This is a genomic window from Nonomuraea sp. NPDC004702 (assembly GCF_053601695.1).
Genome location: NZ_JBSGCE010000088.1, coordinates 1 through 20,521, shown reverse-complemented (window position 1 = coordinate 20,521; position 20,521 = coordinate 1). Strand labels below are relative to the sequence as shown.

Annotated in this window: 19 protein-coding genes; 9 read left to right on the top strand and 10 right to left on the bottom strand. The window is 74.4% G+C overall.

Annotation, left to right across the window (positions count from 1 at the left end):
* Nucleotides 1–29 precede the first annotated feature (29 nt).
* Nucleotides 30–1,262, bottom strand: a complete 1,233-nt coding sequence (locus ACWEJ6_RS48605) for an aminotransferase class V-fold PLP-dependent enzyme (protein WP_452432212.1) — start codon at nucleotides 1,260–1,262, stop codon at nucleotides 30–32.
* On the opposite strand from ACWEJ6_RS48605, the gene ACWEJ6_RS48600 reads away from it, so the two are divergent.
* Nucleotides 1,261–2,673 carry an aminotransferase-like domain-containing protein gene (locus tag ACWEJ6_RS48600; RefSeq protein WP_452432211.1) on the top strand — a complete coding sequence of 471 codons (1,413 nt, stop codon included), beginning with the start codon at nucleotides 1,261–1,263 and terminating at the stop codon, nucleotides 2,671–2,673. The genes ACWEJ6_RS48605 and ACWEJ6_RS48600 overlap by 2 nt on opposite strands.
* 10 nt (nucleotides 2,674–2,683) lie before the next feature.
* Here ACWEJ6_RS48600 and ACWEJ6_RS48595 read toward each other — a convergent pair whose 3' ends face one another.
* The 3 genes from ACWEJ6_RS48595 to ACWEJ6_RS48585 form a co-directional block, all read right to left on the bottom strand.
* Nucleotides 2,684–4,201: a protein kinase domain-containing protein gene (locus tag ACWEJ6_RS48595; protein WP_452432209.1), complete on the bottom strand. Its 1,518-nt coding sequence runs from the start codon at nucleotides 4,199–4,201 to the stop codon at nucleotides 2,684–2,686.
* 154 nt (nucleotides 4,202–4,355) lie between these two features.
* Nucleotides 4,356–4,712 (bottom strand): hypothetical protein, encoded by a 357-nt coding sequence (locus ACWEJ6_RS48590; protein WP_358300312.1) that lies wholly within the window; start codon nucleotides 4,710–4,712, stop codon nucleotides 4,356–4,358.
* A gap of 1 nt (nucleotide 4,713) precedes the next feature.
* Nucleotides 4,714–5,268: a TetR/AcrR family transcriptional regulator gene (locus tag ACWEJ6_RS48585; RefSeq protein ID WP_452432208.1), complete on the bottom strand. Its 555-nt coding sequence runs from the start codon at nucleotides 5,266–5,268 to the stop codon at nucleotides 4,714–4,716.
* Between the two features lie 95 nt (nucleotides 5,269–5,363).
* Here ACWEJ6_RS48585 and ACWEJ6_RS48580 point away from each other — a divergent pair, with 95 nt between their 5' ends.
* Both ACWEJ6_RS48580 and ACWEJ6_RS48575 read left to right on the top strand, forming a co-directional pair.
* Complete coding sequence (locus ACWEJ6_RS48580) at nucleotides 5,364–6,329, top strand: serine hydrolase domain-containing protein (protein WP_452432207.1); 966 nt, start codon at nucleotides 5,364–5,366, stop codon at nucleotides 6,327–6,329.
* Nucleotides 6,330–6,352: 23 nt separating this feature from the next.
* Nucleotides 6,353–7,285 carry an endonuclease/exonuclease/phosphatase family protein gene (locus tag ACWEJ6_RS48575; protein ID WP_452432205.1) on the top strand — a complete coding sequence of 311 codons (933 nt, stop codon included), beginning with the start codon at nucleotides 6,353–6,355 and terminating at the stop codon, nucleotides 7,283–7,285.
* Between the two features lie 69 nt (nucleotides 7,286–7,354).
* Here the strand turns inward: ACWEJ6_RS48575 and ACWEJ6_RS48570 are convergent, their stop codons facing one another.
* Complete coding sequence (locus tag ACWEJ6_RS48570; RefSeq protein WP_452432203.1) at nucleotides 7,355–7,735, bottom strand: winged helix-turn-helix transcriptional regulator; 381 nt, start codon at nucleotides 7,733–7,735, stop codon at nucleotides 7,355–7,357.
* 83 nt (nucleotides 7,736–7,818) lie between these two features.
* Between ACWEJ6_RS48570 and ACWEJ6_RS48565 the strand changes: the two genes are divergently transcribed.
* Nucleotides 7,819–8,253: a nuclear transport factor 2 family protein gene (locus ACWEJ6_RS48565; protein WP_452432201.1), complete on the top strand. Its 435-nt coding sequence runs from the start codon at nucleotides 7,819–7,821 to the stop codon at nucleotides 8,251–8,253.
* 38 nt (nucleotides 8,254–8,291) lie between these two features.
* Here ACWEJ6_RS48565 and ACWEJ6_RS48560 read toward each other — a convergent pair whose 3' ends face one another.
* Nucleotides 8,292–8,750, bottom strand: coding sequence for a winged helix-turn-helix transcriptional regulator (locus tag ACWEJ6_RS48560; protein WP_452432199.1), 459 nt, complete (start codon nucleotides 8,748–8,750; stop codon nucleotides 8,292–8,294).
* Between the two features lie 83 nt (nucleotides 8,751–8,833).
* Between ACWEJ6_RS48560 and ACWEJ6_RS48555 the strand changes: the two genes are divergently transcribed.
* Nucleotides 8,834–10,030, top strand: coding sequence for an MFS transporter (locus ACWEJ6_RS48555; RefSeq protein WP_452432197.1), 1,197 nt, complete (start codon nucleotides 8,834–8,836; stop codon nucleotides 10,028–10,030).
* Between the two features lie 6 nt (nucleotides 10,031–10,036).
* Here ACWEJ6_RS48555 and ACWEJ6_RS48550 read toward each other — a convergent pair whose 3' ends face one another.
* Nucleotides 10,037–10,861: a nitroreductase/quinone reductase family protein gene (locus ACWEJ6_RS48550; RefSeq protein ID WP_452432195.1), complete on the bottom strand. Its 825-nt coding sequence runs from the start codon at nucleotides 10,859–10,861 to the stop codon at nucleotides 10,037–10,039.
* A gap of 275 nt (nucleotides 10,862–11,136) precedes the next feature.
* Nucleotides 11,137–11,550 (bottom strand): VOC family protein, encoded by a 414-nt coding sequence (locus ACWEJ6_RS48545; RefSeq protein WP_352366224.1) that lies wholly within the window; start codon nucleotides 11,548–11,550, stop codon nucleotides 11,137–11,139.
* A 304-nt stretch (nucleotides 11,551–11,854) separates the two neighbouring features.
* Between ACWEJ6_RS48545 and ACWEJ6_RS48540 the strand changes: the two genes are divergently transcribed.
* Entirely contained in the window at nucleotides 11,855–13,240 is a 1,386-nt protein-coding gene (locus tag ACWEJ6_RS48540; RefSeq protein ID WP_452432194.1) for an MFS transporter, read from the top strand.
* A gap of 16 nt (nucleotides 13,241–13,256) precedes the next feature.
* Here the strand turns inward: ACWEJ6_RS48540 and ACWEJ6_RS48535 are convergent, their stop codons facing one another.
* Nucleotides 13,257–13,871 (bottom strand): dihydrofolate reductase family protein, encoded by a 615-nt coding sequence (locus tag ACWEJ6_RS48535; RefSeq protein ID WP_452432192.1) that lies wholly within the window; start codon nucleotides 13,869–13,871, stop codon nucleotides 13,257–13,259.
* Nucleotides 13,872–13,999: 128 nt separating this feature from the next.
* On the opposite strand from ACWEJ6_RS48535, the gene ACWEJ6_RS48530 reads away from it, so the two are divergent.
* Nucleotides 14,000–16,711, top strand: a complete 2,712-nt coding sequence (locus tag ACWEJ6_RS48530; protein ID WP_452432191.1) for a helix-turn-helix transcriptional regulator — start codon at nucleotides 14,000–14,002, stop codon at nucleotides 16,709–16,711.
* On the opposite strand, the gene ACWEJ6_RS48525 is transcribed toward ACWEJ6_RS48530, so the two are convergent.
* On the bottom strand, nucleotides 16,695–19,169 hold the full coding sequence (locus tag ACWEJ6_RS48525) for an ATP-binding protein (protein WP_452432189.1): 2,475 nt from the start codon (nucleotides 19,167–19,169) through the stop codon (nucleotides 16,695–16,697). The genes ACWEJ6_RS48530 and ACWEJ6_RS48525 overlap by 17 nt on opposite strands.
* Before the next feature lie 178 nt (nucleotides 19,170–19,347).
* Between ACWEJ6_RS48525 and ACWEJ6_RS48520 the strand changes: the two genes are divergently transcribed.
* Both ACWEJ6_RS48520 and ACWEJ6_RS48515 read left to right on the top strand, forming a co-directional pair.
* Nucleotides 19,348–19,803, top strand: a complete 456-nt coding sequence (locus ACWEJ6_RS48520) for a carboxymuconolactone decarboxylase family protein (RefSeq protein WP_452432187.1) — start codon at nucleotides 19,348–19,350, stop codon at nucleotides 19,801–19,803.
* A gap of 61 nt (nucleotides 19,804–19,864) precedes the next feature.
* On the top strand, nucleotides 19,865–20,329 hold the full coding sequence (locus ACWEJ6_RS48515) for an iron chaperone (protein ID WP_452432185.1): 465 nt from the start codon (nucleotides 19,865–19,867) through the stop codon (nucleotides 20,327–20,329).
* The last annotated feature ends 192 nt before the right edge of the window (nucleotides 20,330–20,521 follow it).

Genomic DNA, 20,521 nt, shown 5'->3' with positions numbered 1-20,521 from the left:
GAACCGCCGTCAGCCGTTCGCGGACCCCGTCACCGGGGCGCGGCGGCGAGTTCGGCGACCGCCGCGACGACCAGGTCCACCTCCTGCTCGGTGTTGTAGTAGTGCGGCGACAGGCGCAGGCACCAGTCGACGTCCTTGTCCCCGAAGTCGAACTGGGCGAAGTGCCGGAAGCTGAGCGCCGAGTTGACGCCGCGCGCGTCCAGCGCCGCCTTGAACGGCTCCGCCCGCCGGCCCTCGACGGCGAAGGTGACCAGGGCGCCCAGCCGCCGTCCCCGGTCGAGCACGCGCACCCCGGGCAGCGCGGCGAGCCCGTCGCGCAGGCCGGCGGCCAGGGCCGGGGTGCGCCGGGCGACGGCCTCCACGCCCACCCGGCGGGCGTAGCGGGCGGCGGCCGCGCAGCCGAGCACGACGGAGTAGGGGAACTCCCAGTCCTCGAACCTGGCCGCCGTCGCGACCGGCTCGTAGCGGCCCGGCTCGGTCCAGCGCGCGCCGTGCATGTCGATGAACAGCGGCTCGTAGCCGGCGTCCAGGACGCGGTCGGCGACGTACAGGAAGCCGGAGCCGCGCGGGCCGCGCAGGAACTTGCGGCACGTGGCGGTGAGCAGGTCGCAGCCGATCTCCTCGACGTCGACCGGGTACTGGCCGACGGACTGGCAGGCGTCCACCAGGTAGAGCAGGTCCAGCTCGCGACAGTGCCGGCCGATCTCGGCGACCGGCTGGACCAGGCCGGAGTTGGTGGGGATGTGGGTGGCGGCCACCAGGCGCGGGCGGTGCCGGCGCATCAGCGCGGCCATGGCGGGCACGTCCACGCCGCCCTCGGGCAGGTCGGGCGCGTGCACGACCCGTACCCCGAACCGCCTGGCCAGCGACAGGAAGGCGATCTGGTTGGAGATGAAGTCGTTGCGGGTGGTCAGGACGACGTCCCCGGCCGCGAACGGGATCGCCGACAGCGCGGTGGAGAAGGCGTGGGTGGCGCTGCCGGCGAAGGCGATGTTGCGGGGAGCGCAGTTGATCAGGGCGGCGGTCTCGGCGTAGAAGTCGGCGACCTGCGCCGCGCGGGCGGCGGCGGCCTCGTAGCCGCCGAGGTGCGCCTCCAGCCGCAGGTGGTCGACCATCGCGGCGAGCACCGGAGCGGGCAGCAGGCCGCACCCGGCGTTGTTGAAGTGCACGACCTCCTCCGCGCCCGGGGTGTCGGCGCGCAGGGCCGCAACGTCCAGAAGCGATTCTGGCGAAGCGCTGGAAGCGCTATCATCGGTTCTCATGTCCGACAGTAGCAGTTCGGCCGAGCTGGCGACCAGGATGCGCACGATGATCGACCGGCTCTCGCCCGGCGACCGGCTGCCGAGCAGCAGGGAGCTGATCCGGCGCTACAAGGTCGGCCCCGCCACCGTGTCCCAGGCGATCGCCGCGCTGGCCGCCGAGGGCGTGGTGGTCACCCGTCCCGGCAGCGGCACCTACGTCGCGCCCCCGGCGCGGCGGCGCGCCGGGGTCCCCGACACCGCGTGGCAGAGCGTCACCCTCGCCGACCGGGCCGTGGACACCCGCAGCCTCACCGGCGCCGTCGGCGCGCTGCCCGAGGGCACGATCCTGCTCGACGGCGGCTACCTGCACCGCTCGCTCCAGCCCACCCGCGCCCTGACCGCCGCGCTGGCCCGCGCGGCCCGCCGTCCCGACGCCTGGGACCGCGCCCCGGCCGCCGGCCTGGCCTCCCTGCGCGGCGTGTTCGCCACGATGGCGGGCGGCGGCGTGAGCGCCGAGGACGTCCTGGTCACGGCCGGCGGGCAGAGCGCCCTGTCCATGGCGTTCCGGGCGATCGCCGGGCCGGGCGACCCCGTCCTGGTGGAGTCGCCCACCTATCCCGGGGCGATCGCCGCCGCCCGCGCGGCCGGCCTGCGCCCGGTGCCGGTGCCGACGGACGCCGACGGCCTCAAGCCCGACCTGCTGGCCGACGCCTTCGCCCTGACCCGCGCCCGCCTGCTCTACTGCCAGCCGACCTACCACAACCCGACCGGGGCGGTGCTGGCCCCGGGCCGCCGGCGGCAGGTCCTCGACACGGCCCGCGCGGCCGGCGCCTTCGTGATCGAGGACGACTTCGCGCGCCACCTCGGCCACGGCGCGCCGGTGCCGCCGCCGCTGCTGGCCGACGACCGTGACGGCACGGTCGTGCACCTGACCTCCCTCACCAAGCCGACCGCGCCCAGCCTGCGCATCGGCGCCCTGACCGCCCGGGGCCCGGTCATGGAACGCCTGCGCGCCGTGCGGCTGGTCGACGACTTCTTCGTCGGCCGCCCGCTGCAGGAGGCGGCGCTCGACCTGCTCACCTCCCCCGCCTGGGAGCGGCACGTCCGTTCGCTGGGCGCGGCGCTGCGGGAGCGGTGCGCGACGCTGGCCGCCGCCGTCCTGGCCGAGCTGCCCGGCTGGACCCTCGACCGCGTGCCCGCCGGCGGCCTGCACCTGTGGGTGCGCCTGCCCGACGGCGCCGACGACGCCGTGGCCGCCGACGCGGCCCGTCGCGACGGCGTCGCCGTCAGCGCCGGCAACCGCTACTTCGCCACCGAGCTCCCGGCGGCCTTCCTGCGTCTCGGCTTCGCCGCGACCGCCGGGCACGCCGAGCTGGCCGAGGCCGTGCGGCGGCTCGCGGCGGTGGACCGCGCTCTGACGACGTCCCGGTAGCGCTTCTGGGTCAGCCCTGTGCCCAGGCGGTCGCCGTCCAGGTCAGCGCGTGCGTGGCGGCGGACTTGCGGAGCAGCCTGAGGTGGACGACCTGGTGGTCCTCCGTGACGACGCACAGGCCCATGCCCGTCCGCATGCGGGCGAAGGTGAGCGAGGAGCCGAGCGGGTTCAGGTTCACCGCGTCCACGCAGGCGGCCGGGTCGGCGGGGCCGTCGAGCAGGGCCTCCTGGCCGGTGACGTCCCAGACGGTGAGCTTGGCGACCTGGTCGTCGAAGCAGTCGTAGACGAGGTCGCCGTTGCTGCCGACGGTGACCTTCGGGCCGGTGGGGGTCAGGTCGATGCCGTCCTGGAAGTGCGAGAAGTCGGTGCAGGGCGGGCCGCCGGGGAGGGTGAAGCGCACGTTCTCGTACTCCTTCTCGTACTCCGGCAGGGTCGGGGAGGGCACGGCGGCGGCGGTGGTCCTTATGGGAGTTGTGGCCGGGATCGTGACGGTTACGGCTGGCGGCGCGGTCGTCGTGACGGGGGCGGGGTCGCCAGGGCCGGCGAGCGCCAGGGCCGACGCGGTCAGGGCGACGGCGGCGGCGCCCGTCCAGAGGGCGAGGGCCGTCCTGGCCTTGCGGGGGCGGGCCGGGCGCGTCGGCGAGCCGCGCGGCGGCGCGTAGGTGTGCAGCGTGGACGCCACCGCCGCGGGCAGCCAGGGACCGGCCGCCGCGTCCCCGGCTCCCCCGGCGAGCGCGGCGACCTCCGCCGGGGCGGGCCGGTCGGCCGGGTCCCTGCTGAGGCAGCGGGCCAGCGGCCCGGCCAGGGCGGGCGGGCATCCGCGCAGGTCGGGCTCCTCGTTGGCGATGCGGTAGAAGAGCACGTCCGCCGGGCCCTCGCCGAACGCGGGCCGTCCGGTCAGGGCGAAGACGGCGAGCTGGCCCAGCGCGAACACGTCCGTGGCCGAGGTCACCGGCAGTCCCCTGACCTGTTCGGGGGTCATGAACGCCGGGGTGCCGACGCGCATGCCCGTGTGGGTGAGGCAGGTGGCGTCCACGGCGCGGGCGATGCCGAAGTCGATCACCTTGGGCCGGTCCTCGGCCAGCAGCACGTTCGAGGGCTTGAGGTCCCGGTGGACCAGCCCGGCCGCGTGGATGCCGATCAGCGCCTCGGCGACCCCCGCGATCAGCCGCCGGACGGTGGCCGGCGGCAGCGGACCGTGCTCGGCCACGGCCTGGTGCAGCGAAGGCCCGCAGACGTAGGCCGTGGCCAGCCAGGGGACGGCCGCGTCGGGGTCGGCGTCCACCACGGGGGCGGTGAAGGCGCCCTGCACCCGCTGCGCCGCCTGCACCTCGTGGCGGAACCGGCGGCGGAACTCCGGGTCGGCGGCGTACTCGGGCTTGACGACCTTCAGGGCCAGGAGGCGGCCGCCCGGCGAGACGGACAGGTAGACCCGGCCCATCCCGCCCTCCCCCAGCCGGGCGCGGAGCGGGTACCCGGCCACCGACGTGGGGTCGTCCGGGGAGAGGGGAGGGAACTTCGTCGCCATCAGGACTCCAGGGCCGGTACGGGGGTCGTCCGCGTGGACCCGGAGGGCGGCCGATCGGGCCCGCCCCGGCGTCGCACGGGCTCATTGTCGGCCCGTCGAGGCGTCCGGCGCCTGTCCTGTATTCGTCCCACACCGTGTGTGGTGCGGGCGTCCGTCAGCGGACGGCGATGGCCTCCTCCACGAGCGCCACGGCGGCGCGCGGGTCGGCGACCTCGATCACCAGCCGGGCGTAACGTTCGTCGGCCAGCTCGATGACCACGGCCTTGGCGGCGTCGTGCACGTCCCAGAAGACCTTCTCACCATTGAGGTGGAACGTTCCGGCCGTGATGACGCCGGGCAGGTGGGCGCCGGGCGCGCGCACCCCCTTGGGGTCGCCGACGATCCCGGGGTCGGCGGTGGCGCCGCGCACGTTGGCCAGCGGGATGACCAGCCGGCTCTTCAACGCCCACAGTTTGTCCAGGCCCTCGATCTCCACGACCAGCGTCTGTCCGTCAATGCTGATCCTCGCCATGTCATGCTCCTTGGTGGTGGTGGTTGAGCCGGTGGGCCAGAGCGGCGCCGGCCCGGTCGATGTCGGTGTTCGCGGTCCCCGCCCTGGCCCGCAGCCGCAGGCCGAGGAGGGCCGCGGTGAGCGCGAAGGCCAGGCCGTCCTCGGCGCCCTCGCTCCCGGACGCCGCCGTGGCGGCCTGGTCGAACGCGGCCAGCACGGCGGCGAGCCGGTCGGCGACCTCGCGGTCGACCGGCGCGCGTTCGACGGCGGCCAGCAGCAGCAGGTTGAGGCCGACCTCGGCGGCGGGCTCGGCGGCGGCCAGGCGCAACGCCTCCGCCAGGTCGCCGGAGGCGGCGATCCGGTCGATCAGCGGGTTGACGTCGTGCTCCAGGGACCAGCTCAGCGCGGCCTGGTAGAGACCGCGCTTGCTGCCGAAGGTCTTGTACAGGCTGTTGCGGTGGACGCCGAGGTGGGTCACCAGCTCGTCCATGGAGATGCCGTCGTAGGACCGGGTCGAGAACAGCTCCGCCGCCGCCCGTACCACGGTGGCCTCGTCGAATCCTCTTGGTCGTCCCATGCCTCGATCGTAGACAATAAAGGAACGTTCAGTCAAGAACGTTCATTCCTAAACTCCCGAGACGTGCGCCCGGACCGCACTGGGAAGATCGGGTCATGTCCGATCTGCACCGGCGAACAGCGGCCCTCGTCTCCGAAGCCGGCTACCGCGACGACGAACCGATCGTGGCCGGGATCCACCGGCGCGGCGCGCCGCCCGTCCTCGTGGCGCGCGGGGCGACCGCCTCCGGTGCGCCGATGAGCGCCACGACCGTCGTCTATGCCGCGTCGCTGTCCAAGCAGATGACCGCGGCGTGCGCGGCGCTGCTGGTCAGGGACGGGGTGCTGGACGTGGAGTCGCCCCTGTCGAGGTGGTTGCCCGGCTTGCCGGGGTGGGCCGGCGCGATTCGGATCAGGCACCTCGTCCACCACACTGCGGCCCTTCCGGCGGACGCCGAGATCGACGCGCTCCAGGGCTCCGCCGACCGCACCACGCCGGGCATCCTCGCGGCCCTCACCCGCTTCCCGGCCCTCGACCGCCCGCCGGGCACCGGGCACGTCTACTCCAACGCCGGGTACGTCTGCCTGGCGGCGGTGCTGGACCGAGCGTCCGGCCTGACCTTGCCCGATCTCGCCCGCCGCCGGCTCTTCGCTCCCCTGGGGATGACCGGCACCCGCTTCTGGCCGGGCCCGGACCCCATGCCGGCGGGCGCCGCGCCGCTCGTCCGCCTCCGTCCCGCGCCCCTGTCGCTCGGGGACGGGGGCGTGTGGACGACCCTCGGCGAACTGCTGCGCTGGAGCCAGGCACTGAACGCTGACGAGCTCGGCGTCTCACCGCTCATGCAGACCCCGGGACGGCTCGACGACGGGACGCCGATCGACTACGCGTGGGGAATGGGCGTACGTTCACATGCCGGACATGTCGTCTACCGCCACGGCGGAGGCTGGACCGGACTGCGCGCCCTGCAGGCCCGCATCCCCGACCTGGGCGTGAGCGTCGCGCTCATCGCGACCCGCGACGACACCGACCGCCGGATACCGCTCCTCGACGCCCTCCTCGACGCAGCGCTCCAAGCCCCCTGAACCGGAACGACCGCCCCGCACGGATGGCCGCGACCGATGAGACACCGTGCCCGGCGGCGGCGGGACAGCCCCCAGCCGGCCACGAAATGCCGGAGCGGTCGCAGGCGGCGCGCCCGCCGCAGGACAGGCGACTGCGCGCTTGGTCTAGGTTTGGGCGGGTGCGAGTGGTTTCGGTGAATGCGTGGGGTGGGGCCATGTTCGGGGAGCTGGCGCCCTGGGTGGAGGGGTGCGGCGCCGACGTGCTGTGCCTGCAGGAGGTGACGCGCACGCCCGGCCTGCGCGGCTGGACCAGGTTCGACGACGCCGAGCGGTCCCTGCCGCAGCGGGCCGACCTGCTGGCCGACGTCGGCTCGCGCCTCCCCCGCCACCAGCCGCTGTTCGCCGTCAGCGACTCAGGGCCCGTCCAGGACCAGGAAGGCGGCTCGCACCGGCAGGACTTCGGGGTCGCCACGTTCGTCGCCGAGACGCTGCCCGTCGTCGGCGTGCGGTCCGCGTTCGTGCACGGCGACTACGTCGAGCACCACGACGGGTGGCCGGCCGGCGACCGGCCGCGCGCCGCCCTGGCCGTACGCGTCTTCGACCGCCCGGCGCGGCGGTTCGTCACGGTCGTGAACCTGCACGGCCTGCGGGACGCCGGCGGCAAGGCCGACACCCCGGCCCGCCGCGCCCAGGCCGGACGGCTCGCCGCCCTGGTCGCCGGCGCGCGCGAGGACGGCGACCTGACCGTGGTGTGCGGCGACCTCAACCTCCTGCCCGGCAGCGAGACGTTCCGGATCCTGGCCGGGCTGGGCCTGCGTGACCTGGTCGGCGACGCCGACACCAGGACCTCCCGTTACCGCAAGCCCGTGCGGCACGCGAGCTATCTGCTCGTCTCCGACCCCGCCGCCGTCAAGGAGTTCGAGGTGGCGGCCGCCCCCGAGGTCTCCGACCACCGGGCCCTGATCCTCGACCTCTAGCCCCGTTCTCCGCACCTGGACGATCGTCCGGCCGTCAAGGGCACGGAGTCTTCTGGGCGGCGGCTGCCGTCAACCCTTGTGTTCGTGATCGTAGGCGGCCTGGGCGGCGGCGACGGCGGCGCCGTGTCGCTTGGCCCAGTCGGTGAGTTCCAGCAGCGACCTGTGGAGTTCCCGGGCCATCTCCGTCAGCGTGTACTCGACCTTGGGCGGGACGACCGGATGGACGGTGCGCACGAGCAAGCCGTCCCGCTCCAGCTTGCGCAGCTTGAGCGTGAGCATGCGCCTGCTGATTCCGTTGATCGAGCGTTCCAGCTCCGTGAACCGGACGGGACCCTGCGCAGCGGCCACCAGGATGCCGATGCTCCACTTCCCGGAGACGTGATCGAGGACCTCCGAGACCGGGCACGCCTCGCGGGCCAGGGCTGACACATCGATGTGACTCTGGGACATGAAAGTGCCTTCTTCCGCCGGGCTGGACAGTCACCAATCATGTACTCCGTATCAAATCGTGCACCAAGCCGGAAGGCGGCCCCATGCTTCAGGAACTCGCAGACCGCACCGCGATCGTGGACACCGTCATCGCGTACGCGACGGCCCTGGACACCAGGGACTGGGAGACCCTGGGCGCGCTGTTCACCGACGACGCCTGCTGGGAGTACAGCGGTTCGGGCGAACGGCTCCGCGGTCCTGAGGCGATCATCGCCAGGATCAGCGCCGGCATGGAGCGCTTCGACGCCACCCATCACCTGAACGGCAACCATGTCGCCACAGTGCACGGTGACGAGGCCGAGCACACTTGCTACTACCAAGCCCAGCATGTCCGCCTCGGTCTGCCCGATGGCGAGAAGTTCCTTGCCGGGGGTCGCTACGACGACCGGCTGCGCCGCACCCCGGACGGCTGGCGGTTCACCCACCGAAGGATCACCAGCGTCTGGAGCGAGGGAAACCCCGCCGTGATCGCGTCCTGACGGCAGGCTGCGAAGATCCACATGTGCGGTGAACGGGTCTAGCCGGACGCGGTGGTCTTCCGCACGCGGGAGGTCTCGGCGGAGAGCGGCGTGCCGTCCTGGCCGAGCGGGTGCAGCCGGGGCAGCTCCCGCCCCTGGCCGTCGACCAGGACGGAGTGCGGCTCGTCCGGCGCGAAGGCGTGGCGCTCGCCCCATTGGCGCAGGGCGACGACGGCGGTGAAGAGGTCCCGCCCGGCCTCGGTGAGCCGGTAGGCGTGCCGCCTGCCATCGGCGGCGCTCCTGTCGAGGATGCCGTGCTCGACCAGCTTGCGGAGCCGGTCGGTGAGGATGTTGCGGGCGATCCCCAGCCGCTGGTGGAACTCGGTGAAGGTGGTGGCGCCGTCCATCGCGTCACGGACGATCAGCAGGCTCCACCGGTCGCCGACCACGTCGACGGCGCGCGCGACCGGGCAGGCCGGGTCGGTCCAGGCGTGTCCCGCAGCGAGTGTGACGTCCACTGAACCCTCCGATCAGTTGCAATTCGAAACCATTATGCCCTAGCCTCCGATCGGTTGCATATTGAAACTAATCGGGGAGTGACATGTCGCCAGGACTGACCGGAAGGCAACGGATCGTGCTCGCGCTGGTGTGCGCGGTGGCCGTGTCGCCCGTCTACGGCATCCAGCCCGTCCTCCAGGCCGCGGGCCGGGACCTCGGGCTGGCTGACGGATCACTGGGCCGGCTGGTCGCCGCCGGCCAGATCGGCTATCTGGCGGGGCTGGTGCTGCTCGTCCCGCTCGGCGACCTGTTCGACCGGCGCCGGCTCATCACGGCCCACCTGCTGCTGACGGCGGTGGGCGCCGGGGTGGCCGCCGTGGCGCCCGGCGGCGGCCTGGCGATCGCGGGCCTGGCCCTCGCGGGGCTGTTCGCCGTGGTCGTCCAGGTCACGGTGGCCTACGTCGCCGCCGTCTCACCGCCCGGCGAGCGCGGCCGCAACATCGGCACGGTCACCTCGGGCGTGGTGGCCGGGATCCTCGGGGTCCGGATGGTCGCGGGCCTGCTGGGCGAGCTGGCCGACTGGCGGGCGGTCTACCTGGTCATCGCCGCATTGTGCGTGCTGCTCGCGTTCGCCGCCCGCCTGGTCCTCGACGCCGACGTCCGGCGCCCCCGGGTCTCGTACGGCCGGTCGCTGTCGTCGCTGGGCCGGCTGGTGGCCGGGGACCGGCTCCTGCTCAGCCGGGGGCTGATCGCGTTCTTCCTGTTCGCCTCCTTCGGCACGTTGTGGAGCGGGCTGGCGCTGCCGCTCGGCGCCGCGCCGTGGCACCTCGGCACCACCGGGATCGGGCTGTTCGGGCTCGCCGGGCTCACCGGCGCGCTGGGCGCGGCCCGGGCCGGCCGCTGGGCCGACCGGGGCCTGGCGTCCTCGGTCACCGGCTGGTCGCTGGCGCTGCTGGCCGCCTCCTGGCTGCTGACCGCCCAGGCGGGGTGGTCGTTGTGGCTGCTGATCGCCGGCGTGGTCGTGCTCGACTTCGCCGTGCAGGCCGTGCACGTCAGCAGCCAGCACCTGCTCACCACCGCGCGTCCCGACCGGAGCAGCGGGGTCATCGGCGCGTACATGGCCTGCTACTCCCTCGGCTCCGCGCTCGGCGCGATCACCACCACCTGGGCCTACAGCCTCGCGGGATGGCCGGCCGCCTGCCTGCTCGGCGCGGCCTACGCCGCGCTCGGGCTCGTCGTCGCCGTCTCGACCCGGCGGCTCACCGCCGCGCCGGCGGCACGCGCGTCCGCCTCGGCCTGAACGGGGTCAGGGAAGGTCGAGGATCGGCACGAGCTGCTCCTCCTCGTACGCCAGATGCGCTTCGAGCTCGTCGGTCAGCCGCTCGATCTCCGCGCGCACCCGCACCGGGTCGTCACCCGACAGGGCCTCCTTCAGCTCCGCCACCAGCACGCTCACGCGCTCGTGCTCCACGGCCAGCCGCTCGATCACCGGGGCGAGCGCGGGATGCCGCTCGGCCAGCGCCGGGAACATCATCGTGTCCTCGCCGGTGTGATGGTGGTGCAGCCCCTGGCACATGGTCAGGCAGTTGACGCGCAGCTGCACGCCCAGGCCGGGGCGTCCGGTGTCGGCCAGCTCCTTGCGGATCAGCGCGAGCTCGCGGCGGAAGCCGTCGTGCACCAGCTTGAGGTACGCCCCGCCGGAGGGCGCGGTCGACCGGGGCGGCCCCGGCACCACCTTCAGCGCGACGACGGGGATGATCCGGGTCGTCTTGGCCTGGTAATCGGCCCAGCCGGGGTCGCTCTCCACGGCGCGGGCGAAGGCGGCGTCCCGTTCGGCCCCCTCCAGGATCTCCGCCTCGACGTCGAAGACGAAGACGCCGCTCTCGACGGTGGCACGGGGGTCGGCGCGCAGGTTGTGGTACCAGGCGGGGTTCCTCGGCGCCCCGCCGGCTGAGGCGATGACCAGCATGCGGTCGCCGCCGTCCGGCAGGTAGCCGAGCGGGGTGGTGTGGGGCTTGCCCGAACGGGCGCCGGTCGTGGTGAGCAGGAGCAGTCTCGCTCCCTCGAAATAGCCGCCGACCTGGCCGTTGTTGGCGCGGAACTCGTCGATGACCTGCTTGTTGAAATCCACTCTTCTCCATGGGTGATGGTCTCTGCTCTGACGTGCTGAGGAGGAGAAGAGGAAGCGGCGGGCCGCGCGCCCGCCGGGCGATCACGCCAGGGCCGGGCTGCTTTCTGGTGCGTGGCCCAAGGCCGACCCGGCAGTCACGGGGGTGACGCTACTTCATCAAGATATTTTTCGCAAAGCCGACAAGAACGTCCCGGTCCGTCCGCGGTGGTCCGGCGTCGGCGCGATCGCGCGCCGGCGCCGGACCTCACCGCCTCCCGTGGAGGCGCCCGCCGCGGCTACTCGGCGTAGGGCTGGTCCTCGCCCTGCTCGCTGTAACCCAGGCTCCAGACGTAGCCGTCGGGGTCGGCGAAGGTGCCGCCGTACCCGCCCCAGGGCAGGGCGCCGGCGGGCTTGAGGATCGTGGCGCCGGCCTTCTCGGCCTCCTCCATGATCTCGTCCACCCGCGCCTCGCTGCGGACGACATAGGTGAGCACGACCCCGCTGAACCCGCTGCCCTCCGGGCTCAGCCCGATCTGGCCGGCCAGGCCCTCGCGGCCGTAGAAGCCGACGGGCGAGGCGCCGTCGGACTCGAAGAACACCGAGATGCCGTAGTCGTTCTGGATCTTCCAGCCCAGGCCCTCGGTGTAGAACCGCTTGGCCGCCTCCATGTCGCGGACGGCGAGGAGGATAGAGCTGACGTGCGCTTTCATGCCGTGTCTCCTTGGTGCTTCAGACGTTTCCGACGATGAGAGCAACGCTACGGAGGACGCCCGGCCGGGCGCTTCTCGAATCCTGACCGGTTGGACCGGCCTTGTGAGGCGCGGCCCTCGCCCGCGCGCTCCCCTCGAAGGGCACGCAGGACCAGCGGTGATCCCCCGCACCCGAACGACGGGCCCCCGCGATCTCGCGGGGGCCCTTTCTCGTTGCCGCGTGCCGGTGATTTGACGAGCGTCCCCCCACTGTACGAGGATCCCGAACTGTACGTTTTTCCCGAACAATCGTATGAAGGTGGACATGAGACGCCGACCCGGCCTGATCCTCGCCCTGCTGGCCCTCTCCCAGCTCATCACCTCCCTCGACTTCAACATCGTCTTCGTCGCCCTCCCCCGGATCGGCGCCGACCTGGACTTCTCCCCGCAGACCCTGCAGTGGGTGGCCAGCGCCTACGCCGTCGCGTACGGCGGGTTCCTGCTGCTCGGCGGCCGGGCGGCCGACCTGCTCGGCCACCGCCGGATGTTCGTGGGCGCGCTGGCGCTGTTCGCGCTCGCCTCCCTGGCCGGCGGCCTGGCGCAGAGCCCCGGGGCGCTGGTCGCCGCGCGGGCCGCGCAGGGGCTGGGCGGCGCGCTGCTGTTCCCGGCCACGTTGGCGCTGGTCAACACCGGTTTCGCCGAGGGCACGGCGCGCAACAGGGCGCTGGCGGTGTGGAGCGGCGCCGGAGCCAGCGGGCTGGCGCTCGGGTCGCTGCTCGGCGGCCTGCTCACCGGCGCCTGGGGCTGGGAGGCGGTCTTCTACGTCAACGTGCCGCTCGCCGTCGTCGCGATCGCCGGAGCGTGGCTGCTGCTGCCCGCCGACGGGGCCCGCGCGCGGGGCCGCCGGTTCGACGTCCCGGGCGCGGTGCTGGCCACCGGCGGCGTCAGCCTGCTCGCCTACGCGCTCATCCAGGGCCCCGAGTCGGGGTGGAGCTCGCCGCTGATCACCGGCGGGTTCGTGCTGGCCGCCGTGCTGCTGGCCGCCTTCGTCGCGGTCGAGAAGGCGGGCGCCGACCCGCTCATGCCGCTGCGGCTGTTCGGCAACCGCAGCCTCAGCTCGGCCGTCGCGGTCATCCTGGTCTTCGGCGCCACGTTCAACGCGCTGCCGTACTTCCTGACCGTCTACTTCCAGACCGTGCTCGGGTACGGCGCCGTGGCGACCGGGCTGGCGTTCCTGGTGCCGTCCCTGCTGATCGCGCTGGGCACCCAGCTCGGCGGGCGGCTGGCCGGGCGGATCGGGATGCGGGTGACGCTGCTCCTCGGCACCGTCGGCGGGGCGGCGGGCACCGCGCTGCTGGCGATGGGGATCAGCGCCGACGGCTCGTACTGGGGTGTGCTGCCCGGCATCGTCGTGTCCGGCGTCAGCCAGGGCCTCACCTGGACCGGGATGTGGATCGCCTCGGCCACCGGCGTGGCGGCGGGCGAGCAGGGGATCGCCTCCGGCATGGCCTCCACCGCGCTCCAGGTCGGCGCGGCGCTCGGGCTCGCGGTGCTGGTCGCGGCCGGCGGGGTGGGCGAGGCCACCGGCCCCGCGCTCGCCTCGGGGATGCGCACGGCGGTGCTCGTCGCGGCCGCGGGCATGCTGCTCGGGACGGTCGTCGCCCTCACCTTCGCCCGCCACCGCGCCACCGCCGCCCCGCTGCCCGCCTGACCTGTGGGGCGTGGGCTCAGCCCTGGCGCAGGCGGTCGTAGAGCAGGCAGATCGCGCCCGATTCGGTGGTCGTCAGGTCGGTCAGCGACCAGTGCGTGGCGGGCAGGCCGTCCTCGAACAGCCGGGCGCCGCCGCCGGCCACCTCGGGGCAGAGCGTGATGCTGAGCCGGTCCAGCGCGTCCGCCTCCAGCAGGGCCCTGATGACGCTGCCGCTGGCCAGGACGACGACGTCCCCGCCGGCCTGCTTCCTGAGCCGCTCGACCTCCGCGGCGGGGCCGGTCTCGGCCAGGCGGGAGTTCTGCCACGGCGCGTCCGTCAGGGTCGAGGAGAAGACGATCTTCTCGGTCTCGTCGAGCCACTGGGCGAAGGCCCGGTCGCGGGGGTCGGCGTCCTCGTCCTTGGCGACCGCCGGCCAGAAGGAGCCGAAGCCCTCGTAGTTCCTGCGGCCGAGCAGGACGGTGGTGGCCGCGCCGGTCACCCGGATCATGTGGTCGCGGGCGCCGTCGCTGAGGGCGTGCGGGACGATCCAGCTCATGTCGTACTCGCCGCCCGGGCCGCTGACCCGGCCGTCGAGGGACAGCGAGATGTTGCCGACGACCCTGCGGCCCTGGATGGTGTCGTGCTGCGTCATGTCCGGCTCTCCTGGTGAGGTGTTCGTTGCGATGGGCACGATCCTGCCGTCCGGGCGGGCCGGGAACATCGGCCACCTGGCAGAGATGCCGCCGGTCCCCTGGCCTATTTGCTGGCATACTTCGGGCGATGTCTGATGTCCGTCATGTTCCGGCAGAGTTGTCGTCGTTCGTGGGCCGGGCCGAGGAGCTGACGGCGGCCGGCGAGGCGGTGGCGGCCGGGCGGGTCCTGACCCTGACCGGGCCCGGCGGGTGCGGCAAGACCCGGCTGGCGATGCGCCTGTGCCGGGCGGCGTCCGGGGCGTGGCCGGACGGCGTGTTCTGGGTCGGCCTGGAGCAGGAGACCGACGGCGGCCAGGTCGGCCGCCGGCTGGCCGCCGCGCTGGACGTCCCGCTGCCCGCCGACCGGGACCCGCTGCCGGTGCTGGCCGCCGCGCTGCGCGAGCGCGAGCTCCTCGTCGTGGTCGACAACTGCGAGCACGTGCTGGACGACGCGGCCGGCGTCGTCGCGGCCCTCCTGGCCGAGTGCCCGCGGGTGGCGGTGGTCGCCACCAGCCGGTCGAGGCTCGGCGTGCCCGGCGAGCGGGTGTGGCCGGTACCGCCGATGAGGCTGGCCGACGCGCTGGAGCTGTTCCTCGAACGCGTCCGCGCCGGCGCCCCGGACGCGGACCGGGCGGCCGAATCGCAGGCCAGACGGATCTGCGACCGGCTCGACCGGCTGCCCCTCGCGCTGGAGCTGGCGGCCGGCTGGGCGGGCGCGCTGTCGCTGGCCCAGATCGCCGACTCCCTGAGCGCCCCCTACGCCCTCCTGGACGGCGGCGCGCGGACCACCCCCTTCCGCCAGCGCACCCTGCAGGCGTCGATGAGCTGGAGCCACGACCTGCTGGACGACGACGAGCAGGTGCTGTTCCGGCGCGCCGGGGTGTTCGAGCCGGGCTTCACCGCCGACGCCGTCACCCGCCTGGCCGAGCTCGGCGGGCCGAGCGCCGGACGCCTGCTCAGGGCGTTGCGGGGGCTGATCGACAAGTCGCTCGTGGTGGCCGACACGACCGGCCCGGTGGCCCGGTACCGGATGCTCGGGGTGGTGCGGGCGTACGCGCTGGACCGCCTGGCGGCGGCGCGGGAGGAGACCGCCGCGCGCGACCTGCACCTGGACGTCCACGCGTCGTTGCCGGTCGAGCTGGCGCCGCTGCTGGAGACCGACAAGGACGCCTGGCGGGCGCGGCTGGGCGCCGCCTACCCCAACGTGCGGGCCGCGATCGAGTGGGGGCTGTCGCGTCCGGACCCGGCGCGGGGACGGCGCCTGGCCGCGGACTGCGCGTGGCTGTGGCACCTGGAGGGACGCGGCGCCGAGGGGGCCGCGCTGCTGCGCAGGGCCGCGGCGCTCGGCGCGGACGAGCGCAGCCCGCTCCAGGCCCGGGTCCTGGCGGCGCTGGCGCTCGTGCTCAACACCGCCGAGCCGGGGATCGAGGCGTTCGAGGTGGCGCGGGCGGCCCGGGACCTGGCCGAGGCGGCCGGCGCCCCGGAGGCCGCCCGCCCGGCCGGGCCGCTGATCGCGCTCGGCCTGCTGGCGACGGGCCTCCCCGAGGCGCTGGCCGAGGCCCGCGCGGTGCGGGACGAGGCCGTCCGGGCCGGGGACGGGTTCGTCGCCGACAGCGCCGAGGCGATCGCCGGCCTGGTGCACGTGCTCGGCGACGACTACCGGCGGGCGATCGAGTGCTTCGAGCGGGCCGTGGAGCGGCTGGTGGCGCGCGGCGACCGCGGCGTGGCCTCCTTCGCGCTGGGCTGGTGGGCGCTGGCCGCCGCCCGGTCGGGCGCGCTGGAGCGGGCCGCGGAGCTGGCCGGACGGGCCGTCGAGACCGCGGAACCGCTGCGTGACCTGCACTGGACCGGCTCGGCCCGGGTCGTCCTGGCGGAGATCCGCATCCTGCAGGGCCGCCTGGACGAGGCCGCCGCCGCCCTGGAGCCCGTGGACCGGCTGATCGACGGGCTCGGGCGGCTGCCGTTCATCACCGGGTGGGAGCGTTGCCAGGCGATGCTCGCGCTCGGGCACGACCGGCCGGGCGAGGCGGTGGAGTGGTGCTGGCGGGAGGGCCGCTGGCAGGAGGAGCCGGACGCGGCGTGGCTGGCGCCCGACACCCAGCTCGTGCTGGCGGCGGCGCTGCGCCGGTCGAACGAGGAGGCGGCGGCGACACGGCTGCTGGAGGCCCTGTCGCGGTCGCCGGTCACCGCGCGCATGCCGCGCGTGCGCGCCGGGGTGCTGGACGAGCTGGCGCTGCTGTCCCACGACAGCGACCCGGAGCGCGCCCTGCGGCTGCACCATGAGGCGCTGCGCATCCACGCCGACCACGACCTCGTGCTCGGCCTGGTGGCCGGCCTGGAGTCTCTGGCGCTGCTCGACCTGCGTCGCGGCGCCGTCAGGACGGCCGGGGTGCTGGCCGGGGCCGCCGAACGGGCACGCGCGGACCTCGGGGCCGCGCCCCGCCCCCTCCCGGCCGCCGACGGCGAGGCGGGCCGCGAACTGCGCGCGGCCGTCGAGCGGGGACGCGCGATGGACCTGGACACGGCGGTCGCCCACGCCACCCGCGCGCGGGGGCCGCGCCGCCGGCCCGAGTCCGGATGGGAGAGCCTGACCCCGGCCGAGCGGTCGGTGGCCGGGCTGGCCGCCGAGGGGCTGTCCAACCCGGAGATCGCCGCCCGGCTGTTCGTCAGCCGGGGCACGGTCAAGACCCACCTGGCGCACGTCTACGCCAAGCTCCAGGTCGCCAACCGCACCGAGCTGGCCCGCGCGACCGCCGCCCGTCCCACCGGCGAGGGGGACGAGGTCAGGCGTCCGGGTTGAGTTCGCGGCGGATGGCCTGGCTCGCCGCGCGGTGCTCGGCCGCGGCGGCCGGGTCGCTCTCGTCGAGCACGGCCGCGATGCCCTCGTGGGCCAGGGCCTCCTTGTGCCGCGCGCCCACCTTGGGCGCCAGGTCGAGGGCCTGGCGGTGCAGGCGCAGCGCCTCCTCCGGCAGGCCGGCCAGGCGGCAGGTCTCGGCGTAGCCGTAGAGGAAGTGCACCTTCCAGTGCTCCTCGAACAGCTCGTCCAGGAGGGCGAACGCCTCCCGGTGGCTCTCCAGCGCCTCCTCGTGGCGGCCCATCTGGCGCAGCGCGACGCCCAGGCAGTTGAGGCACCACGCCTCGTTGTGCTTGTGGCCGTCCTCGCGGGCCAGCTCCAGGGCCCGGCTCAGGTGCTGCGCGGCCTCGCCGGGCTCCTCGTGGACGATCGCCATGCCGAGGGTGATCCGGGCGGTCAGCGTGGCCGGCCAGCCGGGCTCGCCGTCCGTCCGCGCCAGCACGTCGCGGGCCAGCCGGGCGGCCTCCTCCCGGCGTCCCAGTTGCAGCATCGCCCACGCCTCGTCGGCGGCGGCGTGGGCCGCGCCGGTCGGGCAGCCGGCGTCGGCGTACAGCCGGGCCGCCTGCCGGAAGAGGTCGAGCGGCTCCTCGACGTGGCCCTCGTCCCAGCTCAGGTAGCCGCGGCGCATCATCAGGTCCGCCGCGGAGCGGGCGTCGCCGGCCTGGGACACCAGGGGGGCCGCCGCCTCGTACGCGGCCCCGGCCTCGGCCATGCGGCCCGCGTTGTAGCGGGCGAAGCCCAGGTCGCTGTGCGCCTCGGCGAGCTGCCACGGGTCGCCCAGGCGTTCGGCCGCCGCCAGCGAGCGTTCGAAGAGCACGTTGAGGTGGGTGGTGCCGCAGCGCCGGGCGAAGAACGCGCGCATGAAGCGGGGCAGCTCGCACGCGTGCACGTCGGCGCCGGTGGCGACCGCCACCTCGAAGGCGCCCATGAGGTTGGTGTACTCCGCGCCGAACCAGCCCAGCGCCGCGTGCTTGCTGCCGAAGGCCGGCAGGGCCGCCGGCGGGCTGCCCGCGGACGCGGCCCGGCTGCCCGACTCGTACGGCATCGCGGCGTCGGCGGCGGCCGCCGCGTGCACGTAGTAGTCGAGCACCCGGCCCAGCGCCTGCTCCCGCTCGGCCGGCGTGTCCTGCTCCTCGGCGGCCCGGCGCGCGTGCTGGTGGACGAGGTCGTGCAGCGTGTACCGGCCGGGCGAGGGCTGCTGGACGAGGTGGGCGTCGAGCAGGTCCTCCAGCATCGCCCGCGCGTCGCGCAGCGGCACCCCGGCCAGGGCGGCGGCCACGTAGTCGTCGAAGGAGGACCCGGACAGCAGGCCCAGCAGCCGGAACAGGCGGCGCTGGGCCCGGTCGAGCTGGCGTACGGACATGGCGAAGGCGGTGTCGAACTCGCTCGGCCCCTCGGCCATGCGCTCGACCAGGATGCCGACGGTCCAGCCGGGCCGGTGGCGCAGCCGGGCCCCGGCCAGCCGCAGGGCCAGCGGCAGGTGGCCGCACAGCCGCAGCACCTCGGCCGCCGCCTCCGGGTCCTGGGCCAGCCGCCCGTCGGGCCCGCTGGGGTCGCCGCTGGCACGGGCCAGCAACTCGGCGCTCTCCTGCGGGGTGAGCACGTCCAGCGAGACGGGCGGCACCTCCTCCAGGCCCAGCAGCCGGTTGCGGCTGGTGATCAGGGCGACGGACTCGCCCGCGCCGGGCAGCAGCATGCGGACCTGGTCGGCGCCGGCGGCGTTGTCGAGGACCACGACGGCCCGCCGTCCGGCCAGCTCGGCCCGCCAGCAGGCGGCCAGCGGCTCGATGCCGCCCTCCTGCGGGATCTTCTCCGAGGGCACGTCGAGCGCGGCGAGCAGCGACCGCAGCGCGGGGTCGGGGTCGAGCGGTTCCCGCCCGTCGGTGAACCCGTGCAGGTCCAGGTAGAGCTGGGCGTCGGGATAGTCGGCGGCGAGCCGGTGCGCGGCGTGCACGGCCAGGCACGTCTTGCCGACGCCGGCCATGCCGTCCACGGCGACCACCCGGCTCTGCGCGACCGCGGCGAGCACGGCGTCGAGATGGGCCGCGCGCCCGGTGAAGTCGGGCACGTCGCGCGGCAGGTCGTTGCGCGGCGGACGGGGAGCGCCGGCGGGCGCCGAGGGCGGCTGGACCTGGCGGCTCGCCTTGGGCGGCGCCGGAAGGGGGTTGGCCGCCCGGTCCCACAGCGGACGCAGCGGGCGCGGGTCGCGCTTGACCAGGCGGCACAGCTCGATCACCGCGGCCCACGGCGGCACCGACTGGCCGCTGAGGTAGCGCGACAACGACGACGAGCTGAGGCCCGTCTCGCGGGCGAGCGCCCGTACGCCGTGCCCGGAGAGCTCCTGGAGCAGGCGCAGCCGGGTGGCCAGCTCGTCCTGAGGGTCCGCCGTCTGCTGTCGAGTCACGCGTTCCTGCCTCTCTGTCCCGTCGCGGAAGAAACTTACCCGGACGAATCACCGCAGGCCAACGGCATTCCGGCTGTCCCACGGTGTCCCACGGGCATCGTCGCGCCGGGCCCGCTGCGCTGAGATGGAGTCACGCCCCGGGGGACGGGGCGCCGACCAGGGAAAAGGGAGAACCACCATGCAGTCCCGGATGAAGAACCCGGCCTCCGTTCTGCCCGGCGCGATGCAGTCGATCCAGGAGCTGTTCAAGGCGGTGCACGCCGGCGGCGTGGACGCCGGGACGCTGGAGCTGGTGCACCTGCGGATCAGCCAGATCAACGGGTGCAGCGCCTGCGTGGACGCGGGCGTCAAGGGCGGCCGCAAGGCCGGGGTGAGCGAGGACCGGCTGGCCACGGTGGCCGCCTGGCGGGAGGCCCCGTACTTCACCGAGGAGGAGCGGGCGGCGCTGGAGCTGGCCGAGGCCGCCACGCGGCTGGCCGACCGGCCCGACGCGGTCGGCGACGAGGTCTGGGACCGGGCCGCCACCTACTACGACGAGAAGCAGCTCGCCTCGATCGTGCTGATGATCGGCGTGACGAACCTGTTCAACCGGCTCAACGCCACCACCCGGCAGATCGCCGGCGCGTGGGGCTGAGCGACACCACCCCACAAAACGGTCAGTACTAGCATTCACCCCACACAGAGGAGATTTCACCATGAGCACCACGAAGAACACCGACGCGTCCGGCAAGGGTTTCGACGGCTTCACCGAGGACGAGCGCGCGGCGATGAAGGCGCACGCCAGCGAGCTGAAGAAGGCCGCGCGGCGCGGCGGGAAGGCGTCGGCTGCCGACGGCGAGCGCGACGTGCTGGAGAAGATCGCCGAGATGGCCGAGGACGACCGGGTGCTGGCCGAGGCGGTGCACGCCATCATCAGGGCCGCCGCCCCGGACCTGACGCCGAAGACCTGGTACGGCATGCCGGCCTACGCCAGGAACGGCAGCGTCGTGTGCTTCTTCAAGCCCGCGGCGAAGTTCAAGTCCCGCTTCGCCACCCTCGACTTCAACGACGGGGCGACCCTGGAGGACGGCGCCATGTGGCCGAGCGCCTTCGCGCTGAAGGAGCTGACCCCCGACGCCGAGGCGCGCATCGCCGCCCTCGTGCGGCAGGCCGCGGGCTGAGCCTCCGGCGGACCCCTGCGGTCCTGCTCCACCGCGGCGCGCCGGACCCTGCTCCGGACCGGCGCGCCGCAGTGGAGCACGGGACCGTCAGACCTCGTCCACGCTGCTCGGCTCACGCCGGGACAGATCGATACCGAGTTCCTCCGCCGCGCGGAAGACGTCCTCGTCGGTGTCGCGCATCTCGATGGACAT

Bases quoted from the DNA above. Each gene is read 5' to 3' on its own strand.
- ACWEJ6_RS48600 (WP_452432211.1), top strand. From the start codon at position 1,261: ATGTCCGACAGTAGCAGTTCGGCCGAGCTGGCGACCAGGATGCGCACG.
- ACWEJ6_RS48605 (WP_452432212.1), bottom strand. From the start codon at position 1,262: ATGAGAACCGATGATAGCGCTTCCAGCGCTTCGCCAGAATCGCTTCTG.
- ACWEJ6_RS48595 (WP_452432209.1), bottom strand. From the start codon at position 4,201: ATGGCGACGAAGTTCCCTCCCCTCTCCCCGGACGACCCCACGTCGGTG.
- ACWEJ6_RS48590 (WP_358300312.1), bottom strand. From the start codon at position 4,712: ATGGCGAGGATCAGCATTGACGGACAGACGCTGGTCGTGGAGATCGAG.
- ACWEJ6_RS48585 (WP_452432208.1), bottom strand. From the start codon at position 5,268: ATGGGACGACCAAGAGGATTCGACGAGGCCACCGTGGTACGGGCGGCG.
- ACWEJ6_RS48580 (WP_452432207.1), top strand. From the start codon at position 5,364: ATGTCCGATCTGCACCGGCGAACAGCGGCCCTCGTCTCCGAAGCCGGC.
- ACWEJ6_RS48575 (WP_452432205.1), top strand. From the start codon at position 6,353: ATGGCCGCGACCGATGAGACACCGTGCCCGGCGGCGGCGGGACAGCCC.
- ACWEJ6_RS48570 (WP_452432203.1), bottom strand. From the start codon at position 7,735: ATGTCCCAGAGTCACATCGATGTGTCAGCCCTGGCCCGCGAGGCGTGC.
- ACWEJ6_RS48565 (WP_452432201.1), top strand. From the start codon at position 7,819: ATGCTTCAGGAACTCGCAGACCGCACCGCGATCGTGGACACCGTCATC.
- ACWEJ6_RS48555 (WP_452432197.1), top strand. From the start codon at position 8,834: ATGTCGCCAGGACTGACCGGAAGGCAACGGATCGTGCTCGCGCTGGTG.
- ACWEJ6_RS48545 (WP_352366224.1), bottom strand. From the start codon at position 11,550: ATGAAAGCGCACGTCAGCTCTATCCTCCTCGCCGTCCGCGACATGGAG.
- ACWEJ6_RS48540 (WP_452432194.1), top strand. From the start codon at position 11,855: ATGAGACGCCGACCCGGCCTGATCCTCGCCCTGCTGGCCCTCTCCCAG.
- ACWEJ6_RS48535 (WP_452432192.1), bottom strand. From the start codon at position 13,871: ATGACGCAGCACGACACCATCCAGGGCCGCAGGGTCGTCGGCAACATC.
- ACWEJ6_RS48530 (WP_452432191.1), top strand. From the start codon at position 14,000: ATGTCTGATGTCCGTCATGTTCCGGCAGAGTTGTCGTCGTTCGTGGGC.
- ACWEJ6_RS48520 (WP_452432187.1), top strand. From the start codon at position 19,348: ATGCAGTCCCGGATGAAGAACCCGGCCTCCGTTCTGCCCGGCGCGATG.
- ACWEJ6_RS48515 (WP_452432185.1), top strand. From the start codon at position 19,865: ATGAGCACCACGAAGAACACCGACGCGTCCGGCAAGGGTTTCGACGGC.